The organism is Microbacterium album, assembly GCF_014643695.1.
In the GTDB taxonomy this organism is placed as follows: domain Bacteria; phylum Actinomycetota; class Actinomycetes; order Actinomycetales; family Microbacteriaceae; genus Microbacterium; species Microbacterium album.
Map to the genome: position 1 here is coordinate 154247 of NZ_BMJY01000002.1, position 20482 is coordinate 174728.

A 20482-nucleotide genomic window follows, 5' to 3' on the forward strand; every position below is an offset into this window, starting at 1 on the left:
AATATCCCCCTTCCCTGTGGGGAGGCCGACCGAACGGATGACTCTATGGCAGAGACCGAGCCGTCGCTCCTCGTCGTGAGCGCGCACGCTGGAGACTTCGTATGGCGCGCGGGCGGCGCGATCGCCGCCGCGACGCTGCGGGGCGAGAAGGCCACCGTGGTGTGCCTGTCCTACGGAGAGCGAGGAGAGTCCGCCAGCCAGTGGCTCGCCGGCAAGCCGCTCGACGAGATCAAGGCCATCCGCCGCGATGAGGCCGCCGCGGCCGCCGGGGCGCTCGGCGCGCAGATCGAGTTCCTCGACCTCGGCGACTACCCGCTGCTGGAGACGCCCGAGTCGATCCAGAAGCTCGTCGACGTGTACCGCCGCGTCCAGCCGACCGTCGTGCTGACCCACCCGCTGTCCGACCCGTACAACGGCGACCACCCCGCCGCGGCCCGCATGGCCCTGCAGGCGCGCGTCCTCGCCCAGGCGATCGGCGTCGCGAACTCGGACGGCACGTACCCGACCAAGGACGAGATCATCGGCGCCCCGCCCGTGTTCTTCTTCGAGCCCCACCAGCCCGAGCAGTCCGACTTCAAGCCGAACGTGCTGCTCGACATCACCGAGGCCTTCCCGCTCAAGCGCAAGGCCATGGAGTGCCTGCCCGCGCAGAAGCACATGTGGGAGTACTACACGGCCCTCGCGGTGCGTCGGGGCGTGCAGGTCAAGCGCAACGCGGGGCCGAACCTGGGCCTGCCGCACGACACGATGGGCGAGGCGTACATGCGCTACTACCCCCAGGTCACCGGGGTGCTGGAGTGAGCGGCGTCGTCGTCACCGACATCGCGCGACCCGATCCGGCGACCGTGGACGCCCTGGCGGCGCACGGCGTCGCCACCGTGCACGAGGCGATGGGGCGCGTGGGCCTGGCCGGTCCGGCCATCCGCCCGATCCAGCAGGGCGTCCGGGTCGCGGGTGCGGCCGTCACAGTGCTCAGCTGGCCCGGCGACAACCTCATGATCCACGCCGCGATCGAGCAGTGCCAGGCGGGCGACCTGCTCGTCGTGGCGACGACGTCCGACTCGACCGACGGCGCGTTCGGCGATCTGTTCGCCACCGCGCTGAAGGCGCGCGGCGTGCGGGGGCTCGTCACCGCGACCGGCGTCCGCGACACGCAGGACCTGCGCGACATGGGCTTCCCCGCGTGGTCCAACGGCGTGCACTCGCAGGGCACCGTCAAGGCCACGGCCGGATCGGTCAACGTGCCGGTCGTCGTCGCGGGGATGCTCGTGCACCCCGGCGACGTGGTCATCGCCGACGACGACGGCGTCGTGTGCGTGCCGCGCCGCGAGGCCGAGTCGGCGCTCGCCGCGGCCGAGGCGCGCGTGGCGAAGGAGGAGGCCGACCGGCAGGCGTACGCGAGCGGCGCCGAGCTCAGCCTCGACCGCAAGGGCCTGCGGGCGGTGCTGTCCGAGCTCGGCGTGACGTACGCGACGCAGGCCGAGTACGAGGAGACGCATGGCCGCTGACGTCGTGCGCGGCGTGCCCTGCGTGCTCATGCGCGGCGGCACGTCGAAGGGCGCGTACTTCCTCGCCTCCGACCTGCCCGAGGACACCGCCGCCCGAGACGACCTGCTGCTGCGCATCATGGGCACGCCGGATCCCCGGCAGATCGACGGGCTCGGCGGGGCGCACCCGCTGACGTCCAAGGTGGGGATCGTGTCGCCCTCCACGGCGTCCGACACGGACGTGGACTACCTGTTCCTGCAGCTGGGCGTGGACGAGGCGTTCGTCACCGACCGCCAGAACTGCGGGAACATCCTGGCGGGCGTCGGACCGTTCGCGGTCGAGCGCGGTCTCGTCTCCGCGGGGCCCGAGCACACGAGCGTGCGGATCCGCATGGTCAACACCGGCAGCGTCGCGACCGCGACGTTCGCCACGCCCGGCGGCGTCGTCGACTACGACGGCGACCTGGCGATCGACGGCGTGCCCGGCACGGCGGGCGCGATCTCGCTGGACTTCGAGGGCACGGCCGGATCCTCCACGGGCGCGCTCTTCCCGACCGGCGCCGTCGCCGACGACATCGAGGGCGTCCTCGCCTCCGGCGGCGCCGTGACGGTGACGTGCGTCGACAACGGCATGCCGACGGTCCTGATCCGCGCGGCCGACCTCGGTCTCTCCGGCGACGAGGACCCGGCTGCGCTCGAGGCGGACGCGACGCTGAAGGAGACGCTCGAGCGGATCCGATTCGCGGCGGCCGAGCGCATGGGTCTCGGCGACGTGTCCGAGGCCACCGTGCCCAAGATGGTGCTGCTGAGCGCCCCGCGGCACGGCGGCGCGATCGCCACCCGCAGCTTCCTGCCGCATCGCGTCCACACGTCGATCGGCGTGCTGGGCGCGCTCACGGCCGCCGCGGGCGTGCTGCCCGCCGGGTCCGTGGGCCACGACCTGGCGCGGCTCCCGGGCCCCGGGGAGCCGTTCGTCATCGAGCACCCGACCGGACACTTCGACGTGGATGTCTCGGTGCGAGAGGATGGCGGACAGCACCGCGTCGAGCGCTCCGCCGCCCTGCGCACCGCGCGCAAGATCTTCGAGGGGACGGTCTATCCCCGTCCCCGCCCATGAACCCCCACCCGCTGTCAGAGACGACCGCACCGACCCCGAGGAGAGACAAGTGACCGACTCCACCGCCTTCGACGTGGCGCACCTCGCCAACGTCGAGCTGTACACGCCCGAGTTCGAGAAGAGCCTGTGGTTCTTCCGGGACCTGCTCGCCATGCGCGTCGTCGCCGAGGACGGCGACTCGGTCTACCTGCGCACGTGGGACGAGTACGAGCTCTACACCATCAAGCTCACGGCCAAGGACGCGGCCGGCGTCGGCCGCACCTCGTTCCGGGCGGCGAGCCAGGAGGCGCTCGAGCGCCGTGTCGCGGCGATCGAGGCGACCGGCCTGGGCAAGGGCTGGGTCGACGGCGAGGTCGGCACGGGACCGACCTTCCTCTTCCACGACCCCGACGGTCACGAGATGGGCATCTACTACGAGACCGAGCGGTACGTCGCGGGCGATGACGACCGCCCGGCCCTCAAGAACCAGGCCTCCGCCTTCCCCGGCCGCGGCGTCAACGCCCGCCGCCTCGACCACATCAACTACCTCGCCAAGGACGTCGAGGCCAACGGCGAGTTCCTCGCCCAGGCCCTCGGCATGCGCGAGAGCGAGCGCATCCGCCTCGACAGCGGCAAGTTCGCCGCGTGGTGGTTCCACTTCAGCCTGAAGTCCTACGACGTCGTGTACTCGGACGACTGGACCAAGCACGGCAACCGCCTGCACCACATCGCGTTCGCGCCCGACACGCGTGAGGACATCCTCAAGGCCGCCGACATCTTCCTCGAGAACGGCATCCACATCGAGTCGGGCCCGCACAAGCACGCCATCAACCAGACGTTCTTCCTCTACGTGTGGGAGCCGGGCGGCAACCGCATCGAGTTCGCCAACGCCGGCGCCCGCCTGCTGCTCGACCCCGACCAGCCGGTCGTGGAGTGGAGCGAGGCCGAGCGCAAGAAGGGCCAGGCCTGGGGCATGAAGACGATCGAGACGTTCCACACCCACGGCACGCCGCTCGTCTGACCCCTTCTCCCGACGCGACAATCCGTCCCCGCGCTGAGAATGCTGTGCTTGCACGCATTCTCAGCGCGGGGACGGATTGTCGTGGGTAGTGGTTACCAGATGACGGCGATGCCCGCGTTGAAGAGGATGAGGGCGCCCGTCAGCCAGAAGACCCAGGTGGGCAGCGGGTTGCCCTTCTTGGCGCGGCTGCGGCTGATGCCGATGAGCGCTCCGATGACGATGAGCACGACGAGCTTGATCGCGATCTTCGTGTAGTTGAGTCCGCCGTCGCCGAGACCCCACGGCGCGGCGAGCGCGAGGCCCGCGACGCCCGCGACGAGCAGGCCGAGGTCCATCACGCGGGTCGCCTGGAAACGCCGCCCGGCCGCCTCGACGGCCCATGCCCCGAACAGGATGGCGAAGCCGACGATGTGGATGAACACGACGATGCTGCGGAGGGTCTCGAGGAAGTCCATGCCCTCACGGTAATCCGCGCGTGCAGACGCGCGCCAGTCAGGGTCGCCTCATGCCGGTGCCGCCGAGGGCCTGGTCAGCGCCTTCTTCCGGGCGTAGCGTCGGCCGCATGGACGTGCGCGAGACGGACGTGGTGGTGATCGGCGCGGGCCCGGTCGGGGAGAACGTCGCGGACCGGGTGGTGCGGGGCGGCCTGAGGGCGGCGATCGTGGAGGCGGAGCTGGTCGGCGGCGAGTGCTCCTACTGGGCGTGCATGCCCTCGAAGGCGCTGCTGCGACCCGGAGCGGCGCTGCGCGCCGCCCAGCGCGTCGCAGGGGTGACCGGCGGGGCACTCGACCCGGAGGCCGTGCTCGCGCGGCGCGACCGGTTCGCGGCCGAGTGGGACGACACCGGCCAGGTGCGCTGGCTGGAGGGGGCAGGCATCGAGCTGGTGCGGGGCCGCGGGAGCGTGACGGGAGAGCGGCGCGTGCGGGTCGCCGGCGACGACGGCGACGTCGAACTGCGCGCCCGCCACGCGGTCGTCATCGCGACCGGCAGCGCCCCGCGCGTGCCGGACGTGCCCGGCCTGCGCGCGGCGAACCCGTGGACGAGCCGCGAGGCCACGGCGGCGCAGCGCGTGCCCGGACGGCTCGCCGTGCTCGGCGGCGGCGTGGTGGCGGTCGAGGTCGCCACCGTGTTCGCGGACCTCGGCAGCACCGTCACGCTGCTCTCGCGCAGCCCGCTGCTGCGCTCGATGGAGCCCTTCGTCGGCGAGGCCGTGCGCGACGCGCTGCGAGAGCGCGGGGTGGAGGTGCGCGAGGACGCGTCGCCTGCAGAGGTCTCGCGCGGCTCCGACGGCTCCGTCGCCATCCGGCTGGCGGACGACGCCGACGCCGTGATCGCGGACGAGCTCGTCGTGGCGACGGGGCGCGAGCCGCGCATCCGCGACATCGGGATCGACGACGCGGTCGGCGACGACGACAGCGTCGACGTGGACGACACGATGCGCGTGCGCGGATCCGAGTGGCTCTATGTCGTCGGCGACGCCGCGGCGCGGGCGCCCCTGACGCACCAGGGCAAGTACGAGGCGCGCGCGGCCGGCGACGCGATCGTCGCGCGGGCGCGCGGGGAGCGGCTCGACGGCGAGCGATGGGCCCGCCACGTCGCCACCGCCGATCACGGGGCGGTGCCGCAGGTGGTGTTCACGGATCCGGAGGCGGCGTCCGTGGGCCTGACGGCGGCCGAAGCCGCGCAGCGCGGGCTCCGAGCGCGGGCGGTCGACTACGATCTGGGCGCCGTCGCGGGCGCCGGTCTGCTCGCCGACGGTTACGCGGGGCACGTGCGCGCCGTCGTGGACGAGGACCGAGGCGTGCTCGTCGGCATGACGCTCGTGGGTCCCGGGGTGGGCGAGCTGTTGCACGCCGCCACGATCGCGATCGTGGGCGAGGTGCCGCTCGCGCGCCTGTGGCACGCCGTGCCCGCCTACCCGACGCTCAGCGAGTTCTGGCTGCGCCTGCTGGAGGAGTACGGCCTATGACAGCGGCCGAGGCCCCGGAGCGATGCTCCAGGGCCTCGGCGCGCGCGGGTCAGCGCGAGACGTCGACCGCGTCGTAGTCGACGTCCTTGGTCTCCCGGGACAGGATCAGCGCGATCAGCGTCAGGACGCCGGCGGCCGACAGGTACAGGCCCACCAGCCACGGGCTTCCCTCCCCCCAGGCCCACAGCACGACGGCCACCATGGGAGCCAGGGCGGCGCCGAGGATCGACGAGACGTTGTAGGCGATCGCCGAGCCCGTGTAGCGCACCTGCGGCGGGAACAGCTCGGGCAGCAGCGCGCCCATCGGGCCGAAGGTCGAGCCCATGAGCGTGAAGCCGATGATGAGGAAGACGATCGTCATCGGGGCGGTGGCGGCGCCCTGCGGCAGCAGGAACACGGGGAACAGCGCGCCGAAGACGATGATCGCGCTCGTGACGGCGATCAGCACCTTGCGGCGTCCGAGCCGGTCCGCCAGCGGCCCGGCGACGACCGTGAAGATGCCGAAGAACACCACGCCGAGGATCTGCATCAGCACGAAGTCGACGTAGCTGAAGCCGAGGCCGGGCACCCACGGACCCTGCGCGGCGACGTCGTAGCCCTCGGGAGCGACGGGGGACTTGGTGCCGTAGGAGAGCATGAAGCTCGTCAGCAGGTAGAACAGCACGTACGTCGCGAGCATGAAGAACGTGCCGAGGATCAACTGCTTCCCGTAGCGGCGGACCGTCTCCGCCAGCGGGAAGCGCTTGATGGCGCCCTTGGCCTGCGCGCCCTCGAAGCTGTGGGACTCGACGAGGTTCAGGCGCACCCACAGGCCGATGATGACCATGACGGCCGAGAAGAGGAACGGGATGCGCCAGCCCCACGTGAGGAACGCCTCGGAGGGGGCCCCGTCCTCGCCGGGCATCGAGAAGTTGATGAGCAGGAACAGCCCGTTGGCGATGATGAAGCCGATCGGCGCGCCGAGCTGCGGGAACGTGCCGTACAGCGCGCGCTTGCCCTTCGGGGCGTTCTCGGTCGCGACCAGCGCGGCGCCCGACCACTCGCCGCCGAGCGCGAAGCCCTGCGCGAGGCGCATGATCAGCAGGAAGAACGCAGCCCACCAGCCGACCTGCTGGTGCGTGGGCAGCACGCCGATGAGGAACGTCGCGATGCCCATGGTGAGCAGCGAGGCCACGAGCGTGGCCTTGCGGCCGAAGCGGTCGCCGAAGTGCCCGAAGACGATCGCGCCGACGGGGCGGGCGACCATCGCGGCTCCGAACGTGCCGAACGACGCCAGCAGTGCCGTGGTGGCGTTCCCGGTGGGGAAGAAGAGGATCGGGAACACGAGCACGGCCGCGGTGGCGTACGCGTAGAAGTCGTAGAACTCGATCGTCGTGCCGACGAGGCTCGCGGTGATCACCCGGGAGCGGGAGTTGGCGGGTTTGGTCGGCGACCCCGGGGTCGCCGAGGAGTCAACAGCGGTGCTCAAAGTCGTACCTGTCTCGAAAAGCGAACGCCGGCCACGATCGGCACGACAAGGAGCCAGTGTAGATCGGTCAGTCGTCGGGACAGGCGAGCGCCCGCAGCTCGCGCAGCGTGAGCGCCGCCCGGAGGGCGGCGTCCGCCGCCTCCGCGCCCTTGTCCTCGCGCGATCCGGGCAGGCCCGCGCGGTCGATCCCCTGTGCCTCGTCGTCGAGGGTCAGCACCCCGAAGCCGACGGGCTTGCCGGTGTCCAGGGCGACGCGGGTGAGCCCGTCGGTCGCGGCGGCGGAGACGAACTCGAAGTGCGGCGTGCCGCCCCGGATGATGACCCCGAGGGCGACGACGGCGTCCGCTCCGGCCTCGAGGGCCGCCTTGGCCACGACGGGCAGCTCGAAGGAGCCGGGCACGCGGATCAGGCGGTGGCTGGCGCCCGCCGCATCGAGGGTGCGCTGCGCCCCCGCGACGAGGGCCTCCGCGATCGTCTCGTGCCACGTCCCCGCCACGATCACCACGTCCAGTGTCGACCCGTCCAGCGTCTCGCGCTCGGGCGCGCCCTTGCCGCTCATCGTCTTCCTCCCTCGTGCATCCGCGCGATCGCGTCGGCGAGCTCCTCTTCGCCGATGATGTGCCCCATCCTGTCGCGCTTGGTCTCCAGGTACTGATGGTTGTTGGGACCCACCCCGACCACGAGGGCGACCTGCTCGACCACCTCGAGCCCGAAGCCGCGCAGCTGGGACACCTTGTCCGTGTTGTTGGTGAGCAGGCGGATCCGCTCGATGCCGAGGTCGGCGAGGATGCCCGCGGCCGCCGCGTAGTCGCGCGCGTCGGCCGGCAGCCCGAGCGCCGTGTTCGCGTCGACCGTGTCGAGCCCTCGCTCCTGCAGCGCGTAGGCGCGCAGCTTGTTGATGAGCCCGATGCCGCGGCCCTCGTGCCCGCGCATGTAGATGACGACCCCGCCCTCCTGCTCGATGGCGTCCAGCGCCGCCTCGAGCTGGGGTCCGCACTCGCACTTCAGCGAGCCGAACGCCTCGCCGGTGAGGCACTCGGAGTGCACCCGGACGAGGGGAGCGCTCGCCGACAGATCGCCCGAGACGACCGCGAGATGATCCGTGCCCGTCTGGCGGTCCTTGTACGCCAGGAACCGGAACGTGCCGTGCGCGGTGGGCACGGTCGCATCGGCGCGCAGGCTCACCTGTCGGCGCGGCGGCCCCGCCCGCAGCTCGTCGCGCGGCTCGTGCTCGTCCAGGTGGGCGATCAGCTGCTCGATCGTGACGACGGGGATCCCGTCGCGCCGGCCGAGCTCGATCAGGCCGGGAAGCCGCATCATGCTGCCGTCCTCGGCCACGAGCTCGCCGATCACGGCGACCGGCTGCAGGCCCGCCAGGCGCATGAGCTCGACCGAGGCCTCGGTGTGGCCCGCGCGCTCGCGCACGCCGCCCGGGACGGCCCGCAGCGGCAGGATGTGGCCGGGCCGGATGAGGCTCTGCGGGGTCGACTCGGGATCCGCGAGCACGTTGAGCGTGCGGGCGCGGTCGGCCGCACTGATGCCCGTGGTCACCCCCTCGGCCGCGTCGACGCTCACGGTGTAGGCCGTCGAGCGGGCGTCCTCGTTGATCTCCACCATGGGCGGCAGGTCCAGGCGGTCCGCGATCTCCTGCGGCATGGGAGCGCAGAGGAAGCCCGACGAATAGCGCACGGCCCACGCGATCCACTCGGGGGTCGCGAGCTGAGCCGACAGGACCACGTCGCCCTCGTTCTCGCGGTCCTCGTCGTCGGCGACGATGACCGGGCGGCCGGCGCGCAGGGCCGCCAGCGCCTCCTCGATCGTGGCCAGCGACCCGGACAGCGTGCCCGGGTCGTCCTCGGAAGCGGCGGTGACGACCGGCTCGGCGGGGTCCACCGGGTTCACAGCGAGGCTCCTTCCGCCGGGACTTCCGCCCTTTCGGGGGCGGCCCCCCTGTCGCCGAAGGCGAGCAGACGCCGCACGTGGCGCGCGAGGATGTCGGTCTCGAGGTTGACGCGATCCCCCTCCACGCGGTCGCCGAGGGTCGTCGCCGTGAGCGTCTCGGGGATGAGGGACACCTCGAACCAGGCCTCTGCCGCGTCGGCGGCGCTCACGGCGCTCACGGTGAGCGACACCCCGTCGACCGCGATGGAGCCCTTGTCCAGGACGAGCGGCGCGAGGACGCTCGGCAGCCCCATGCGCAGGACCCGCCACTGCGCGCCCGGACGCACGTCGCGCACGACACCGGTGCCGTCGATGTGGCCCTGGACGATGTGCCCGCCGAGGCGCGCGCCCACGGCCGTGGCCCGCTCGATGTTGACGGGCGTGCCGACTGCGACGGCGCCCAGCGTGGACATGTCGAGGGTCTGTCTCATCACGTCGGCCGTGAAGCCCTCCTCGGTCCAGTCGACGACGGTGAGGCATACGCCGCTGACGGCGATCGAGTCGCCGTGGGCGACATCCTGGACGGCTCGCGGTGCACGCACCGTGAGCCGGACCCCGTCGCCGGACGGCTCGACTGCGACGATGCGGCCGATCTCCTCGACGATCCCGGTGAACATCAGCTTTCTCCTTCAGGTCCTGCGCGGCGGTCCGGCGGAGACCGGGGCTCGGTCTCCGATGTCGCGCGGGGGTGGATCGCCGGCCGGATGCTCCGGCTCGGCGACGAACAACAGGTCTGCTCCCAGCGGGACGCGCTCGATCACGCGCAGTCGCCGGGCACGGTCGATCGACGGGACGCCGATGTCTCCCACCGCGAGGCGGGGTCCCCCGAGCAGCACGGGGGCCACGTACGCCAGCACGCGGTCCGCGAGGCCGGCGGCCAGGAACGCGCTCGCGAGCGTCGGGCCGCCCTCGACGAACACGCGGTGCAGGCCGCGGTCCCAGAGGTCGTCGAGCACGAAGGCCAGGTCATGCGTGTCGTAGAACAGCGGCGGGTGGGGATGGGAGCGCACCGCGGCGTCGGCGGGCGTCTCCCGTGCGCCGACGATCACGGGAACGGGCTGCTCGGCACGGAGCTTCTCGCCCTCGCGCGCCGTGAGCGCGGGGTCGTCGGCGAGCACCGTGCCCGTCCCCACGACGATCGCGTCCGCCTCCGCGCGGCGCGCGTGCACGTCGGAGCGCGCCTCGGGACCCGTGATCCAGCGGCTCGACCCGTCCGCCGCGGCGGCGCGGCCGTCCAGGCTCTGCGCCCACTTCACGGTCACGTGGGGGCGTCCCAGCCGGGCTGCCGTCACCCATGCGCCGACGAGCGCGAGCGCCCGATCGGCGAGGATGCCGCCCTCCACGTCGATGCCCGCCGCGCGCAGGCGCGCCGCGCCGCCGCCCGACACCTCACCCGGGTCGTCGAGCGCGTACACGACGCGGGCGACGCCCGCGCGGATGAGCGCCTCCACGCACGGACCCGTGCGCCCGGTGTGGTTGCAGGGCTCCAGCGTCACGACGACGGTGGCACCCCGCGCGGCGCCGTCGGGCAGCGACGACAGCGCGTCGACCTCCGCGTGCGGCGTGCCGGCGCCGCGATGCCAGCCCTCGGCGAGGACCTCGCCGGCGGGCGAGAGGACCACGGCACCGACGCGCGGGTTCCTGCTCCGGGGGCCGCGCATCGCGAGCTCGAGGGCGCGAGCCATGGCCCGCTGCTCAGCGGGGCTGTGCGCCATCCGACCCTCCTTCGATCACCGGGGTCGTGAAACGGCGCCGCGGCGTCATGCCGCAGGGCACGTCCCGTGCTGCCTCCCATCCGGACTCGCGCGGCGCTCGCCGCACATCACCGTCGGTTCCGGAATCTCACCGGATCGGCCTCGGCGCTGGGCGCCTCGGCTCGCGGACTGTCACCGCCGGTTCGGGTTCTCACCGACCCCGGAGCACGTGTGCTGCACTCAGCTTAGCGCGCCGAGCGGCCTCCGGCCGCCGCGCCGTCACCCGCCGTCACTTGAGGAGGCGCGACAGGCGGCGGTCGGCGAGCGCCCTGCCGCCGGTCTGGCAGGTGGGGCAGTACTCGAAGCTGCGGTCGGCGAGGAAGACGCTGCGCACGGTGTCGCCGCACACCGGGCAGGGCTGGCCGGCCCGGCCGTGCACGCTCATCCCGCGGCGTTTGGCGTCCTTGAGATCGGCTGGCGGACGTCCCCGGGCCGCGGTGAGCGCGTTCGCCAGCGTCTCCCGGAGCGCCGCGTACAGCCGGTCGATGTCGTCGTCGCCGAGGCTCGCGGCCAGGGCGTACGGCGACATGCGCGCCGCGTGCAGGATCTCGTCCGAGTACGCATTGCCGATGCCGGCGACGATCTGCTGGTCCCGCAACACACCCTTGATCTGGGTGCGCCGGCCCGCGAGCAGCCCGGCGAGCGCGTCGCGCGTGAACGCGTCGTCGAGCGGATCCGGACCGAGGCGCGCGACGCCGGGCACCTCCCGCGGGTCGCGCACGAGGTACACCGCGAGCGATTTCTTCGTGCCGGCCTCGGTCAGGTCGAATCCGGATCCGTCGCCGAGCCCGATGCGCAGGGCGATGGGGGAGCGGCCCGGCTTGATCGGCGTGGCCGGCAGCTTCTCGTGCCACCGCAGCCATCCCGCCTTCGCGAGGTGGAACACGAGGTGCCGGTCGCCCAAGCCGAGGTGCACGAACTTGCCGTGCCGCGCCGCCTCGGCGACCGTCAGCCCCACGAGGCTCTCGAGCGGGGGATCGAACGTCTTCAGCGCCGCGATCTGCGTGAGTCGCGCCGAGGCGACCGGGAGCCCCACGGCGCGCTCGCGCAGGAACTCCGCCAGCCCCTCGACCTCCGGCATCTCCGGCATGCGGCCATCCTGCCATGTCCCCGGACGAGAGCGGGGATCACCCCCGGCGGAGCAGGCCGACGCGCTCGTACACCGCGGCGAGGGTCGCGTCGGCGACCTCGGCGGCGCGGTCGGCGTTCGCGGCGAGCACGCGGTCGAGCTCTGCGGGGTCCGCGAGCAGCTCGAGAGCCCGCGCCCGGACGGGCTCGAACTCCGCCACCACGACGTCGCGCAGGCCCTTCTTGAAGTCGCCGTATCCGCGGCCGGCGTACTCGTCCTCGATCTCGGCGACGGGACGTCCCGTGATCGCGGAGTAGATCGTCAGCAGATTGGACACGCCGGGCTTGGCCGCGCGGTCGTACCGCACGCTGCCCTCGCTGTCGGTGACGGCGCGCATGATCTTCTTCGCGGTGATGCTCGGCTCGTCCAGCAGCCACAGCACGCCCGCGTGCGACTCCGCGGACTTCGACATCTTCGATGTCGGCTCCTGCAGGTCGTAGATGCGGGCGGTCTCGGACTGGATCACGGGATTCGGCACCGTGAACGTGTCGCCGAAGCGCGAGTTGAAGCGCTCCGCGAGGTCGCGCGTGAGCTCGACGTGCTGCTTCTGGTCGTCGCCGACCGGCACGACGTCCGTCTGGTAGAGCAGGATGTCCGCCGCCATCAGGACGGGGTAAGTGAACAGCCCCACGCTCGTCGCGTCGGCGCCCTGCTTCTGCGACTTGTCCTTGAACTGCGTCATCCGGCCGGCCTCGCCGAAGCCCGTGATCGTGGAGAGGATCCAGGCGAGCTCGGCGTGCGCGTGGACGTGCGACTGCACGTACAGCGTCGACCGCGAGGGCTCGATGCCCGCGGCGATGTACTGCGCCGCGGTGCGGCGCGTCTTCTCGCGCAGCTGCGCGGGATCCTGCGGAACCGTGATCGCGTGCAGATCGACCACCGAGAAGAACGCGTCGTACTCGTCCTGCATGCCGCGCCACTGCAGGAGAGCCCCGATGTAGTTGCCGATCTGCAGGGAGTCGGCGGAGGGCTGCATTCCGGAGTACAGGCGCTGCTTGGTCACCCGTCAATCCTAGGTCGAGCGGCGGATGCCTCCGCGCGGGAGGCCTCCGCGCGGGGGGTCAGCCGCCGATCGCGTAGTCGGCGAGCACCGGAGCATGGTCGCTCCAGCGGGTGTCGTACGACGCGGCGCGGTCGACGCGGTAGTTCGACGCCCGTGGCGCCAGGGCGGGGGAGGCCAGGTGGTAGTCGATGCGCCAGCCCGAGTCGTTGTCGAACGCCTTGCCGCGCATCGACCACCAGGTGTACGGCCCGTCGACCTCGCCGTGCGCGGCGCGGCCCACGTCGACCCAGCCGAGACCCGTGCGGCCGGCGCTGAAGGCGCGGGTGTCGCTCAGCTCGGCGACCATCCCGCGGCCGGTGCCCTCCTGCCCCGCGACGGCCTCGCCCTCGAGCGTGAGGAACCGGTCGAAGTACGCGCGCTCGCGCGCGAGGAAGCCGGACTTCTTCACGTTGCCCCGCCAGTTCTTGATGTCCAGCGGTCGGTGCCCGACATTGAGATCACCCGTCACGAGGGCAAGGCCGCCGTCCGCCGCGAGCTCGGGCAGCCGGCGCTCCATGGCGTCGAGGAACGCCCACTTGGGGTCCTGCTTGGCGGGGGTCTCGGCCTCGCCGGTGAAGACGTAGGCGCTCACGACGGTGAGCGTCTCGCCCGCGATCTCGAAGTCGGCCTCGAGCCAGCGCCCGTTCGACTCGAGTCCGTCGTGGCCCAGGTCGACGCGCGAGATCGCGCACTCCTCGCGGCTGGCGATGGCGACGCCCGCCCGCCCCTTCTGGAGCGCCTTGTCGTCGACGATGCACCACCCGGGCAGCGCGGCCTCGAGGTGCTCGCGCTCACCGCGCACCTCCTGCAGCGCCAGGATGTCGACGTCCGCCGCTTCGAGCCAGGACCCCATCCCGTTGCGGGCCGCGGCCCGGATCCCGTTGACGTTGACAGAGGCGATACGGATGCGACGGGACATGCCTCAAACGTAACAAGGGGGGAGGACGTTGATCTCTGGGGCATCGCCCGGCCCAGGTTTCGACTCCGGCCGCTCACGCGGCCTCCGCTCAACCCGTTTCGACTTCGCGGCTGCGCCGCTCCGCTCAACGAGCAACCAAAGCCCCCTACCCCTACCCACCCACCCACCTCAACCCCTGTGCGAGCGAAGCGAGCGTGCGGGCGCGAGTGCGCCCGCCAACCAGGCGCGAAGCGCCGGCGCGCGAAGCGAAGCGAAGCGCCTCCCCCGAGGAGCGGCCCCTCGGGGCCCGACGAGCGGGAGGAAAAAAGAACAGAGCGAAGCGAGCGTGCGGGCGCGAGTGCGCCCGCCAACCAGGCGCGAAGCGCCGGCGCGCGCAGCGAAGCGAAGCGCCTCCCCCGAGGAGCGGCCCCACCGGGGCCCGACGAGCGGGAGGAAGAGAAAACGGGCCCTTGTCGCGGAGAAGAACGGTGTTTACCGGCCGCTCAGGACAGCCTGCTTCACCTCGGCGATCGCCTTCGTGACCTCGATGCCGCGGGGGCATGCCTCGGTGCAGTTGAAGGTCGTGCGGCAGCGCCACACGCCCTCCTTGTCGTTGAGGATGTCCAGGCGCACGTCGCCCGCGTCGTCGCGCGAGTCGAAGATGAAGCGGTGCGCGTTGACGATCGCGGCGGGGCCGAAGTACTGGCCGTCGGTCCAGAACACGGGGCACGACGACGTGCACGCGGCGCACAGGATGCACTTGGTGGTGTCGTCGAAGCGCTCGCGGTCGGCGATCGTCTGCAGGCGCTCCTTGCCCTTCTCGGGCGCCTTCGTCGGCTGCAGGAACGGCTGCACCTCGCGGTAGGAGGCGAAGAACGGCTCCATGTCGACGATCAGGTCCTTCTCGAGGGGGAGGCCCTTGATCGCCTCGACGTAGATCGGCTTCGAGATGTCGAGGTCCTTGATCAGCGTCTTGCAGGCGAGGCGGTTGCGCCCGTTGATGCGCATGGCGTCCGATCCGCAGATGCCGTGCGCGCACGAGCGACGGAACGCGAGCGATCCGTCCTGGTCCCACTTGATGCGGTGCAGCGCGTCGAGCACACGGTCGGTCGAGTACATCTCGACGTCGTAGTCCACCCAGCGCGGCTCGCTGTCGACCTCGGGGTCGAAGCGCCGGATGATGAACGTGACGAGGTACGACTGGATGTCGGTGGCGGCGGACTCCGCGGGTGCTTCTGCGATGGCAGTGGACATCAGTACTTCCTCTCCAGCGGCGGGTATTTCAGCTCGCCCTTGTCGTCCTTCGTGAACACGACGGGCTTCCAGTCGAGCTTGATGTGGTCCTCGGGGTTCGATGAGTGCGGGTCGCCCGTGAGGTACGCCATCGTGTGCTTCATGTACTTCTCGTCGTCGCGCTCCAGGTAGTCCTCGCGCATGTGACCGCCGCGGCTCTCGCGGCGGTTGCGCGCGGCGTAGGCGACGATCTCCGCGATGTCGAGCAGGAAGCCCAGCTCGACGGCCTCGAGCAGGTCGGTGTTGTACCGCTTGCCCTTGTCGTCGACGTAGATGTTCTTGAAGCGCTCGCGCAGCTCGGCGATCGTGCCGAGGACGTCGGTGAGCGTCTCCTCGGTGCGGAACACCTGCGCGTTGGCGTCCATCTCGTCCTGCAGCTTCTTGCGGATGTCGGCGATCCGCTCGGTGCCGCGCGCGTTGCGGATGCCCTCGATCATCTCGCGGACGCCCGCGGCCGGGTCCTCGGGGAGGGGGACGAAGTCGGCGGACTTGGCGTACTCGACCGCGTTGCGGCCGGCGCGCTTGCCGAAGACGTTGATGTCGAGCAGCGAGTTGGTGCCCAGGCGGTTGGCGCCGTGCACCGACACGCAGGCGCACTCGCCGGCGGCGTACAGGCCGGGCACGACCGTCTCGTTGTCGGCGAGCACCTCGGCGTCGTTGTTCGTCGGGATGCCGCCCATCGCGTAGTGCGCGGTCGGCATGACCGGCACGGGCTCCACGACCGGGTCCACGCCCAGGTAGGTGCGAGCGAACTCCGTGATGTCGGGCAGCTTGGTCTCGAGCACCTCGGCGCCCAGGTGCGTGCAGTCGAGCAGCACGTAGTCCTTGTTGGGGCCGGCACCGCGGCCCTCGCGCACCTCCTGCACCATGCAGCGGGCGACGATGTCGCGCGGCGCGAGGTCCTTGATCGTGGGGGCGTAGCGCTCCATGAAGCGCTCGCCCGACGCGTTGCGCAGGATCGCACCCTCGCCGCGCGCACCCTCGGTGAGGAGGATGCCGAGGCCGGCCAGACCGGTCGGGTGGAACTGGAAGAACTCCACGTCCTCGAGCGGGAGGCCCTTGCGCCACACGATCCCGACGCCGTCGCCGGTCAGCGTGTGCGCGTTCGAGGTGGTCTTGAAGATCTTGCCGAAGCCGCCGGTCGCGAAGACGACGGCCTTCGAGTGGAACACGTGCAGGTCACCCGTCGCGAGCTCATAGGCCACGACGCCCGCCACCTGGGTCTTTCCGGCGGCGTCCTTCACCGTGATCAGGTCGAGCGCGTAGAACTCGTTGAAGAAGTTGATGCCCAGCTTGACGCAGTTCTGGTACAGCGTCTGGAGGATCATGTGGCCCGTGCGGTCGGCCGCGTAGCAGGCGCGGCGCACCGGCGCCTTGCCGTGCTCGGCCGTGTGACCGCCGAAGCGGCGCTGGTCGATCTTGCCGTCGGGCGTGCGGTTGAACGGCAGACCCATGTTCTCGAGATCGATGACCGCCTCGATGGCCTCCTTCGCGAGGATCTCCGCCGCGTCCTGGTCGACGAGGTAGTCGCCGCCCTTGACGGTGTCGAAGGTGTGCCACTCCCACGAGTCCTCTTCGACGTTCGCCAGGGCCGCCGCCATGCCGCCCTGCGCGGCGCCCGTGTGGGACCGCGTCGGGTACAGCTTGGTGATCACGGCCGTCCTGGCGCCGGGACCGGCCTCGATGGCCGCCCGCATGCCGGCGCCGCCGGCGCCGACGATCACGACGTCGTACTGGTGGTAGTGCACGCCGTCGCGCACGACGGACTCGGTGGTCTGGCTCGTCATATTCCGTTCAATCTCTCGGTCAGCCCGCTCGGTCGGCCCGCTGCTCAGCCGTGGCAGACCTCGTACAGCACGCTGTCGGTGTTGTGCTCGAACACGCCCGTGACGCCCGCGCAGGGGTCGAAGGTGAACACCACGAGGGTGCCGAGGACGATCATGACGCCGGCGGCGATCCAGATGGTCGCGACGAGGGCCTTGCGGGCGGTCTCGCCGCGCACGTAGTCGTTGACGATCGTGCGCATGCCGTTGGCGCCGTGGATGAAGGCGAGCCAAAGCATCAGCACGTCCCACCACTGCCAGAACGGCGAAGCGAGCTTGCCGGCGACGAAGGCGAAGTCGATCGCGTGGACGCCACCCTCCTCCACCATCAGGTTGACGAAGAGGTGACCGAAGATGAGGACGATCAGGAGCACGCCCGAGGCGCGCATGTACAGCCAGCCCCACTTCTCGAGGTTGACGCCCCGGTTGCGGGGGGCGCTGTGCGGCGCGCGCGGCGCGGCGAGCGAATCGGCGGTCATCAGTGACCCCCTCCCATCTCCGAGAAGACGTTCATGAGGTGACGCGGGGTGAAGGCGGCCATGGTCACGAGCCAGAACACGATCACGCCCCAGAACAGCTGGCGCTGGTACTGGGCGCCCTTCGACCAGAAGTCGACCAGGATGATGCGCAGCCCGTTGAAGGCGTGGTAGACGATGCCGCCCACGAGCGCGACCTCGCCGACTCCCATGATCGGGTGCTTGTAGGTGCCGATGACCGCGTCGTACGCCTCGGGGGAGACGCGGATGAGTGCGGTGTCGAGCACGTGCACGAGGAGGAAGAAGAAGATCGCCACCCCCGTGATGCGGTGCAGCACCCACGACCACATGCCTTCTCGGCCGCGGTACAGGGTGCCGCGTGGCACCCGCGAGGTGGTCTCGGTCACCGACAGTGTCTGGCGCGCTGATGCGGACACGTCGTTCCTCCCCTGATCGTTGCGAGGGTTCGTCGTCGCCGGGCGCTCGGATTCCGCGCCCTCGGACGGCTCTCATCCTATTCCCCTCCACGCGGGGGTGCGATGAAGGGGACCCTAACTGTCTCGATATCGAGAGAAATCGGCGGCGCCGGTATATCGACGGCGTCGCGTCCGTGCCCGATAGCCTGAGCGCATGCCAGAACCGATCGAGGACTTCTACGCCGTCATCCCCGCGGGCGGCATCGGCTCGCGCCTGTGGCCGCTCTCGCGCGCCGAGACGCCGAAGTTCCTGCACGACCTCACCGGATCGGGCGTGTCGCTCCTGCGGAACACGTGGGATCGGCTGTTGCCGCTGGCCGGCCCCGAGCGGATCGCCGTGGTCACGGGCAAGGCCCACGAGCAGAAGGTCGAGACCGAGCTCCCCGAGATCCTCGATCGCAACGTCTTCATCGAGTCGGACCCGCGCGAGTCGGCGGCCGCGATCGGGCTGGCGGCCGCGATCCTGCAGCGACGGGAGCCGGACGTGATCATCGGCTCGTTCGCGGCGGACCACCACATCAGCCGCACGCGCGCGTTCGAGTTCGCGGTGCAGCAGGCGGTCGCGGTCGCCAGGGCCGGCTACATCTGCACGATCGGGATCCCGCCGACCGAGCCCTCGGTCGGCTTCGGCTACATCCAGCTGGGCGGCGAGCTCGAGGTCGAGGGCGCGCCGATGGCGGCGGAGGTCGAGAGGTTCGTGGAGAAGCCCGACCTCGAGACGGCGCGCCGCTACTACGCCGACCGGTCGTTCCTGTGGAACGCGGGCATGTTCATCGGCCGGGCCGACGTGCTGCTGGCCGAGCTGGCCGCCAACGAGCCGGAGCTGCACGCGGGGCTCGTCGAGATCGCGGAGGCATGGGACGAGCCCGCGCGCCGCGACGAGGTGGTCGCCCGCGTCTGGCCGACGCTGAAGAAGATCGCGATCGACTATGCGGTGGCCGAGCCCGCCGCCGCCAAGGGCCGTCTCGCCGTGGTGCCGGGGCATTTCGACTGGGACGACGTCGGCGACTTCGCGAGCCTGGCGAAGCTGATCTCGGACGGCCGCCCCGACCGGATGTCGATCCTCGGACAGAACGACCGCGTGCTGGCGGACGAGTCCACGGGGCTGGTGGTGTCGCAGACGAACCGGGTCATCGCGGTCGTGGGCGTCGAGGGGCTGATCGTGGTCGACACGGACGACGCGCTCCTGGTCACCACGAGCGAGCACGCCCAGCGGGTCAAGAGCGTCGTCGGGGCGCTGCAGGAGAGCGGTCGCGGCAGCGTGCTGTGAAACCGCGCGCCCGGGCGACGGCTTTGTAACTATCACGTTTCGGGGCCCGGATCCGAGCGATCTGCCAGGTTCGCGTTCTGTACCGTGTGCGTATTGCCCCGCGCTCGGTCGGGGATGCGTACGCCCCGCCACCGCGGGGTCTTGCTCTTGGAGGACAGTGTGATCAGCACTACGAAGCGGACGGCCCTCGGCGGCCTCGCGATCGCGGGGACCGCGATCCTTCTGGCCGGCTGCGGCCAGGCGCCGGAGGACACCGGCGGCGCGAGCGGAGACGTCGACAGCGACTTCCTGCCCTGCCTCATCTCGGACGAGGGCGGCTGGAACGACCGCTCCTTCAACCAGTCGGCCAAGGAGGGCCTCGACCGCGCGCTCGAGGAGCTCGGCGTCGAGGGCATCGAGATGGAGTCGAACAACGCCAACGACTACGCGCCGAACCTCGAGACGCTCGTCTCGGAGGGCTGCTCGTTCATCATCTCCGTGGGCTTCAACCTCGCGGCCGCCACGGTCGAGTCCGCCCTGGCGAACCCCGAGATCGACTACGCGATCATCGACGACTACGCCGACACCGACTTCGACGGCGAGACGGACGCGCCCAACATCAAGCCCCTCGTGTTCAACACGGCCGAGGCGGCCTACCTCGGCGGCTACGCCGCGGCGGCCTGGTCGGCCGAGAGCGGCGTGAACAAGGTGGGCACCTTCGGCGGCGGCGAGATCCCCTCGGTGAAGGTCTTCATGGACGGCTTCCAGCTCGGCGTCGAGAAGTTCAACGAGGACAAGGACGGCTCGGTCGAGGTCTTCGGGTGGAACACCGAGACCCAGCAGGGCTCCTTCACCGGCGGCTTCGCGGCGAACGACGTCGCGCGTCAGCAGGCGCAGGGTCTCCTGGATCAGGGCGTCGACGTGCTGCTGCCGGTCGGCGGCCCGATCTACATGAGCGCGGCGGCCGCGATCCGCGACAGCGACGACGACGTGCTGCTCCTCGGCGTCGACAGCGACATCGCCGTCAAGGACCCGGAGCTGGCCGACATCGTGCTGGTGTCGATCCTGAAGGCGATCGACCAGGCGGTGTACGACGCGACCCTGAGCGCCGCCAGCGGTGACTTCGACGTCGAGCCGTACGTCGGCACGCTCGCCAACGAGGGCGTCGCCCTGTCGAGCTTCCACGACTTCGAGGACCAGCTCCCCGAGGGCACGCTGGACGAGCTCGCCGCGCTGCAGGAGGCGATCATCGCCGGCGACGTGACGGTCGACTCGCCGAACTCGCCGTAATCCGCACATGACCCCGCGGGGCGATCGGACCCGGTCCGGTCGCCCCGCGTCGTGTCCTGCGACCCCCTCT

The 20482-nt window shown here is 71.2% G+C and carries 20 protein-coding genes; 7 read left to right on the forward strand and 13 right to left on the reverse strand.

Going from position 1 to position 20482, the window contains the following annotated elements; genetic code table 11:
* The first annotated feature begins 45 nt into the window (after window positions 1–45).
* From IEX37_RS03365 to IEX37_RS03380, 4 genes are read left to right on the forward strand one after another with little or no spacing between them, the layout of a single operon-like run.
* A complete protein-coding gene (locus tag IEX37_RS03365; protein ID WP_188754839.1) occupies window positions 46–801 on the forward strand; it encodes a PIG-L deacetylase family protein in 756 nt (251 codons plus the stop codon).
* Entirely contained in the window at window positions 798–1508 is a 711-nt protein-coding gene (locus IEX37_RS03370) for a 4-carboxy-4-hydroxy-2-oxoadipate aldolase/oxaloacetate decarboxylase (RefSeq protein WP_188754840.1), read from the forward strand. The genes IEX37_RS03365 and IEX37_RS03370 overlap by 4 nt, the downstream gene beginning before the upstream one ends.
* On the forward strand, window positions 1498–2604 hold the full coding sequence (locus IEX37_RS03375) for a 4-oxalomesaconate tautomerase (RefSeq protein WP_188754841.1): 1107 nt from the start codon (window positions 1498–1500) through the stop codon (window positions 2602–2604). Before IEX37_RS03370 ends, IEX37_RS03375 begins: the two co-directional genes overlap by 11 nt.
* 49 nt (window positions 2605–2653) lie before the next feature.
* Window positions 2654–3604 carry a VOC family protein gene (locus IEX37_RS03380; RefSeq protein WP_188754842.1) on the forward strand — a complete coding sequence of 317 codons (951 nt, stop codon included), beginning with the start codon at window positions 2654–2656 and terminating at the stop codon, window positions 3602–3604.
* A gap of 92 nt (window positions 3605–3696) precedes the next feature.
* Here the strand turns inward: IEX37_RS03380 and IEX37_RS03385 are convergent, their stop codons facing one another.
* Window positions 3697–4059, reverse strand: coding sequence for a Fe-S protein (locus IEX37_RS03385; protein WP_188754843.1), 363 nt, complete (start codon window positions 4057–4059; stop codon window positions 3697–3699).
* 107 nt (window positions 4060–4166) lie between these two features.
* On the opposite strand from IEX37_RS03385, the gene IEX37_RS03390 reads away from it, so the two are divergent.
* The gene (locus tag IEX37_RS03390; RefSeq protein ID WP_188754844.1) at window positions 4167–5573 is read left to right on the forward strand and encodes a dihydrolipoyl dehydrogenase family protein; all 1407 of its coding nucleotides are present in this window, start codon (window positions 4167–4169) and stop codon (window positions 5571–5573) included.
* A gap of 49 nt (window positions 5574–5622) precedes the next feature.
* Here IEX37_RS03390 and IEX37_RS03395 read toward each other — a convergent pair whose 3' ends face one another.
* From IEX37_RS03395 to sdhC, 12 genes are all read right to left on the reverse strand, one after another.
* Window positions 5623–7041: an MFS transporter gene (locus IEX37_RS03395; protein WP_188754845.1), complete on the reverse strand. Its 1419-nt coding sequence runs from the start codon at window positions 7039–7041 to the stop codon at window positions 5623–5625.
* A 67-nt stretch (window positions 7042–7108) separates the two neighbouring features.
* Window positions 7109–7600: a 6,7-dimethyl-8-ribityllumazine synthase gene (gene ribH / locus IEX37_RS03400; RefSeq protein WP_188754846.1), complete on the reverse strand. Its 492-nt coding sequence runs from the start codon at window positions 7598–7600 to the stop codon at window positions 7109–7111.
* Window positions 7597–8880 carry a GTP cyclohydrolase II gene (gene ribA / locus IEX37_RS03405; RefSeq protein ID WP_188755091.1) on the reverse strand — a complete coding sequence of 428 codons (1284 nt, stop codon included), beginning with the start codon at window positions 8878–8880 and terminating at the stop codon, window positions 7597–7599. Before ribA ends, ribH begins: the two co-directional genes overlap by 4 nt.
* Window positions 8881–8939: 59 nt before the next feature.
* Entirely contained in the window at window positions 8940–9599 is a 660-nt protein-coding gene (locus tag IEX37_RS03410) for a riboflavin synthase (RefSeq protein WP_188754847.1), read from the reverse strand.
* A 12-nt stretch (window positions 9600–9611) separates the two neighbouring features.
* Window positions 9612–10697 carry a bifunctional diaminohydroxyphosphoribosylaminopyrimidine deaminase/5-amino-6-(5-phosphoribosylamino)uracil reductase RibD gene (gene ribD, locus IEX37_RS03415; RefSeq protein ID WP_188754848.1) on the reverse strand — a complete coding sequence of 362 codons (1086 nt, stop codon included), beginning with the start codon at window positions 10695–10697 and terminating at the stop codon, window positions 9612–9614.
* 268 nt (window positions 10698–10965) lie between these two features.
* Window positions 10966–11826: an Fpg/Nei family DNA glycosylase gene (locus tag IEX37_RS03420; protein ID WP_188754849.1), complete on the reverse strand. Its 861-nt coding sequence runs from the start codon at window positions 11824–11826 to the stop codon at window positions 10966–10968.
* Window positions 11827–11863: 37 nt separating this feature from the next.
* Window positions 11864–12868, reverse strand: a complete 1005-nt coding sequence (gene trpS / locus IEX37_RS03425) for a tryptophan--tRNA ligase (protein WP_188754850.1) — start codon at window positions 12866–12868, stop codon at window positions 11864–11866.
* A gap of 58 nt (window positions 12869–12926) precedes the next feature.
* Window positions 12927–13826: an exodeoxyribonuclease III gene (locus tag IEX37_RS03430; protein ID WP_188754851.1), complete on the reverse strand. Its 900-nt coding sequence runs from the start codon at window positions 13824–13826 to the stop codon at window positions 12927–12929.
* A 471-nt stretch (window positions 13827–14297) separates the two neighbouring features.
* Window positions 14298–15059 (reverse strand): succinate dehydrogenase iron-sulfur subunit, encoded by a 762-nt coding sequence (locus IEX37_RS03435; RefSeq protein ID WP_188754852.1) that lies wholly within the window; start codon window positions 15057–15059, stop codon window positions 14298–14300.
* Window positions 15059–16885 carry a succinate dehydrogenase flavoprotein subunit gene (gene sdhA / locus IEX37_RS03440; RefSeq protein ID WP_188754853.1) on the reverse strand — a complete coding sequence of 609 codons (1827 nt, stop codon included), beginning with the start codon at window positions 16883–16885 and terminating at the stop codon, window positions 15059–15061. The genes IEX37_RS03435 and sdhA overlap by 1 nt, the downstream gene beginning before the upstream one ends.
* A 44-nt stretch (window positions 16886–16929) precedes the next feature.
* Window positions 16930–17400 carry a succinate dehydrogenase hydrophobic membrane anchor subunit gene (locus IEX37_RS03445; RefSeq protein ID WP_188754854.1) on the reverse strand — a complete coding sequence of 157 codons (471 nt, stop codon included), beginning with the start codon at window positions 17398–17400 and terminating at the stop codon, window positions 16930–16932.
* Window positions 17400–17834, reverse strand: coding sequence for a succinate dehydrogenase, cytochrome b556 subunit (gene sdhC, locus IEX37_RS03450; RefSeq protein ID WP_188754855.1), 435 nt, complete (start codon window positions 17832–17834; stop codon window positions 17400–17402). The genes IEX37_RS03445 and sdhC overlap by 1 nt, the downstream gene beginning before the upstream one ends.
* A gap of 193 nt (window positions 17835–18027) precedes the next feature.
* Between sdhC and IEX37_RS03455 the strand changes: the two genes are divergently transcribed.
* On the forward strand, window positions 18028–19143 hold the full coding sequence (locus IEX37_RS03455) for a mannose-1-phosphate guanylyltransferase (RefSeq protein WP_188754856.1): 1116 nt from the start codon (window positions 18028–18030) through the stop codon (window positions 19141–19143).
* Between the two features lie 114 nt (window positions 19144–19257).
* Window positions 19258–20412 carry a BMP family lipoprotein gene (locus IEX37_RS03460; protein WP_188754857.1) on the forward strand — a complete coding sequence of 385 codons (1155 nt, stop codon included), beginning with the start codon at window positions 19258–19260 and terminating at the stop codon, window positions 20410–20412.
* The last annotated feature ends 70 nt before the right edge of the window (window positions 20413–20482 follow it).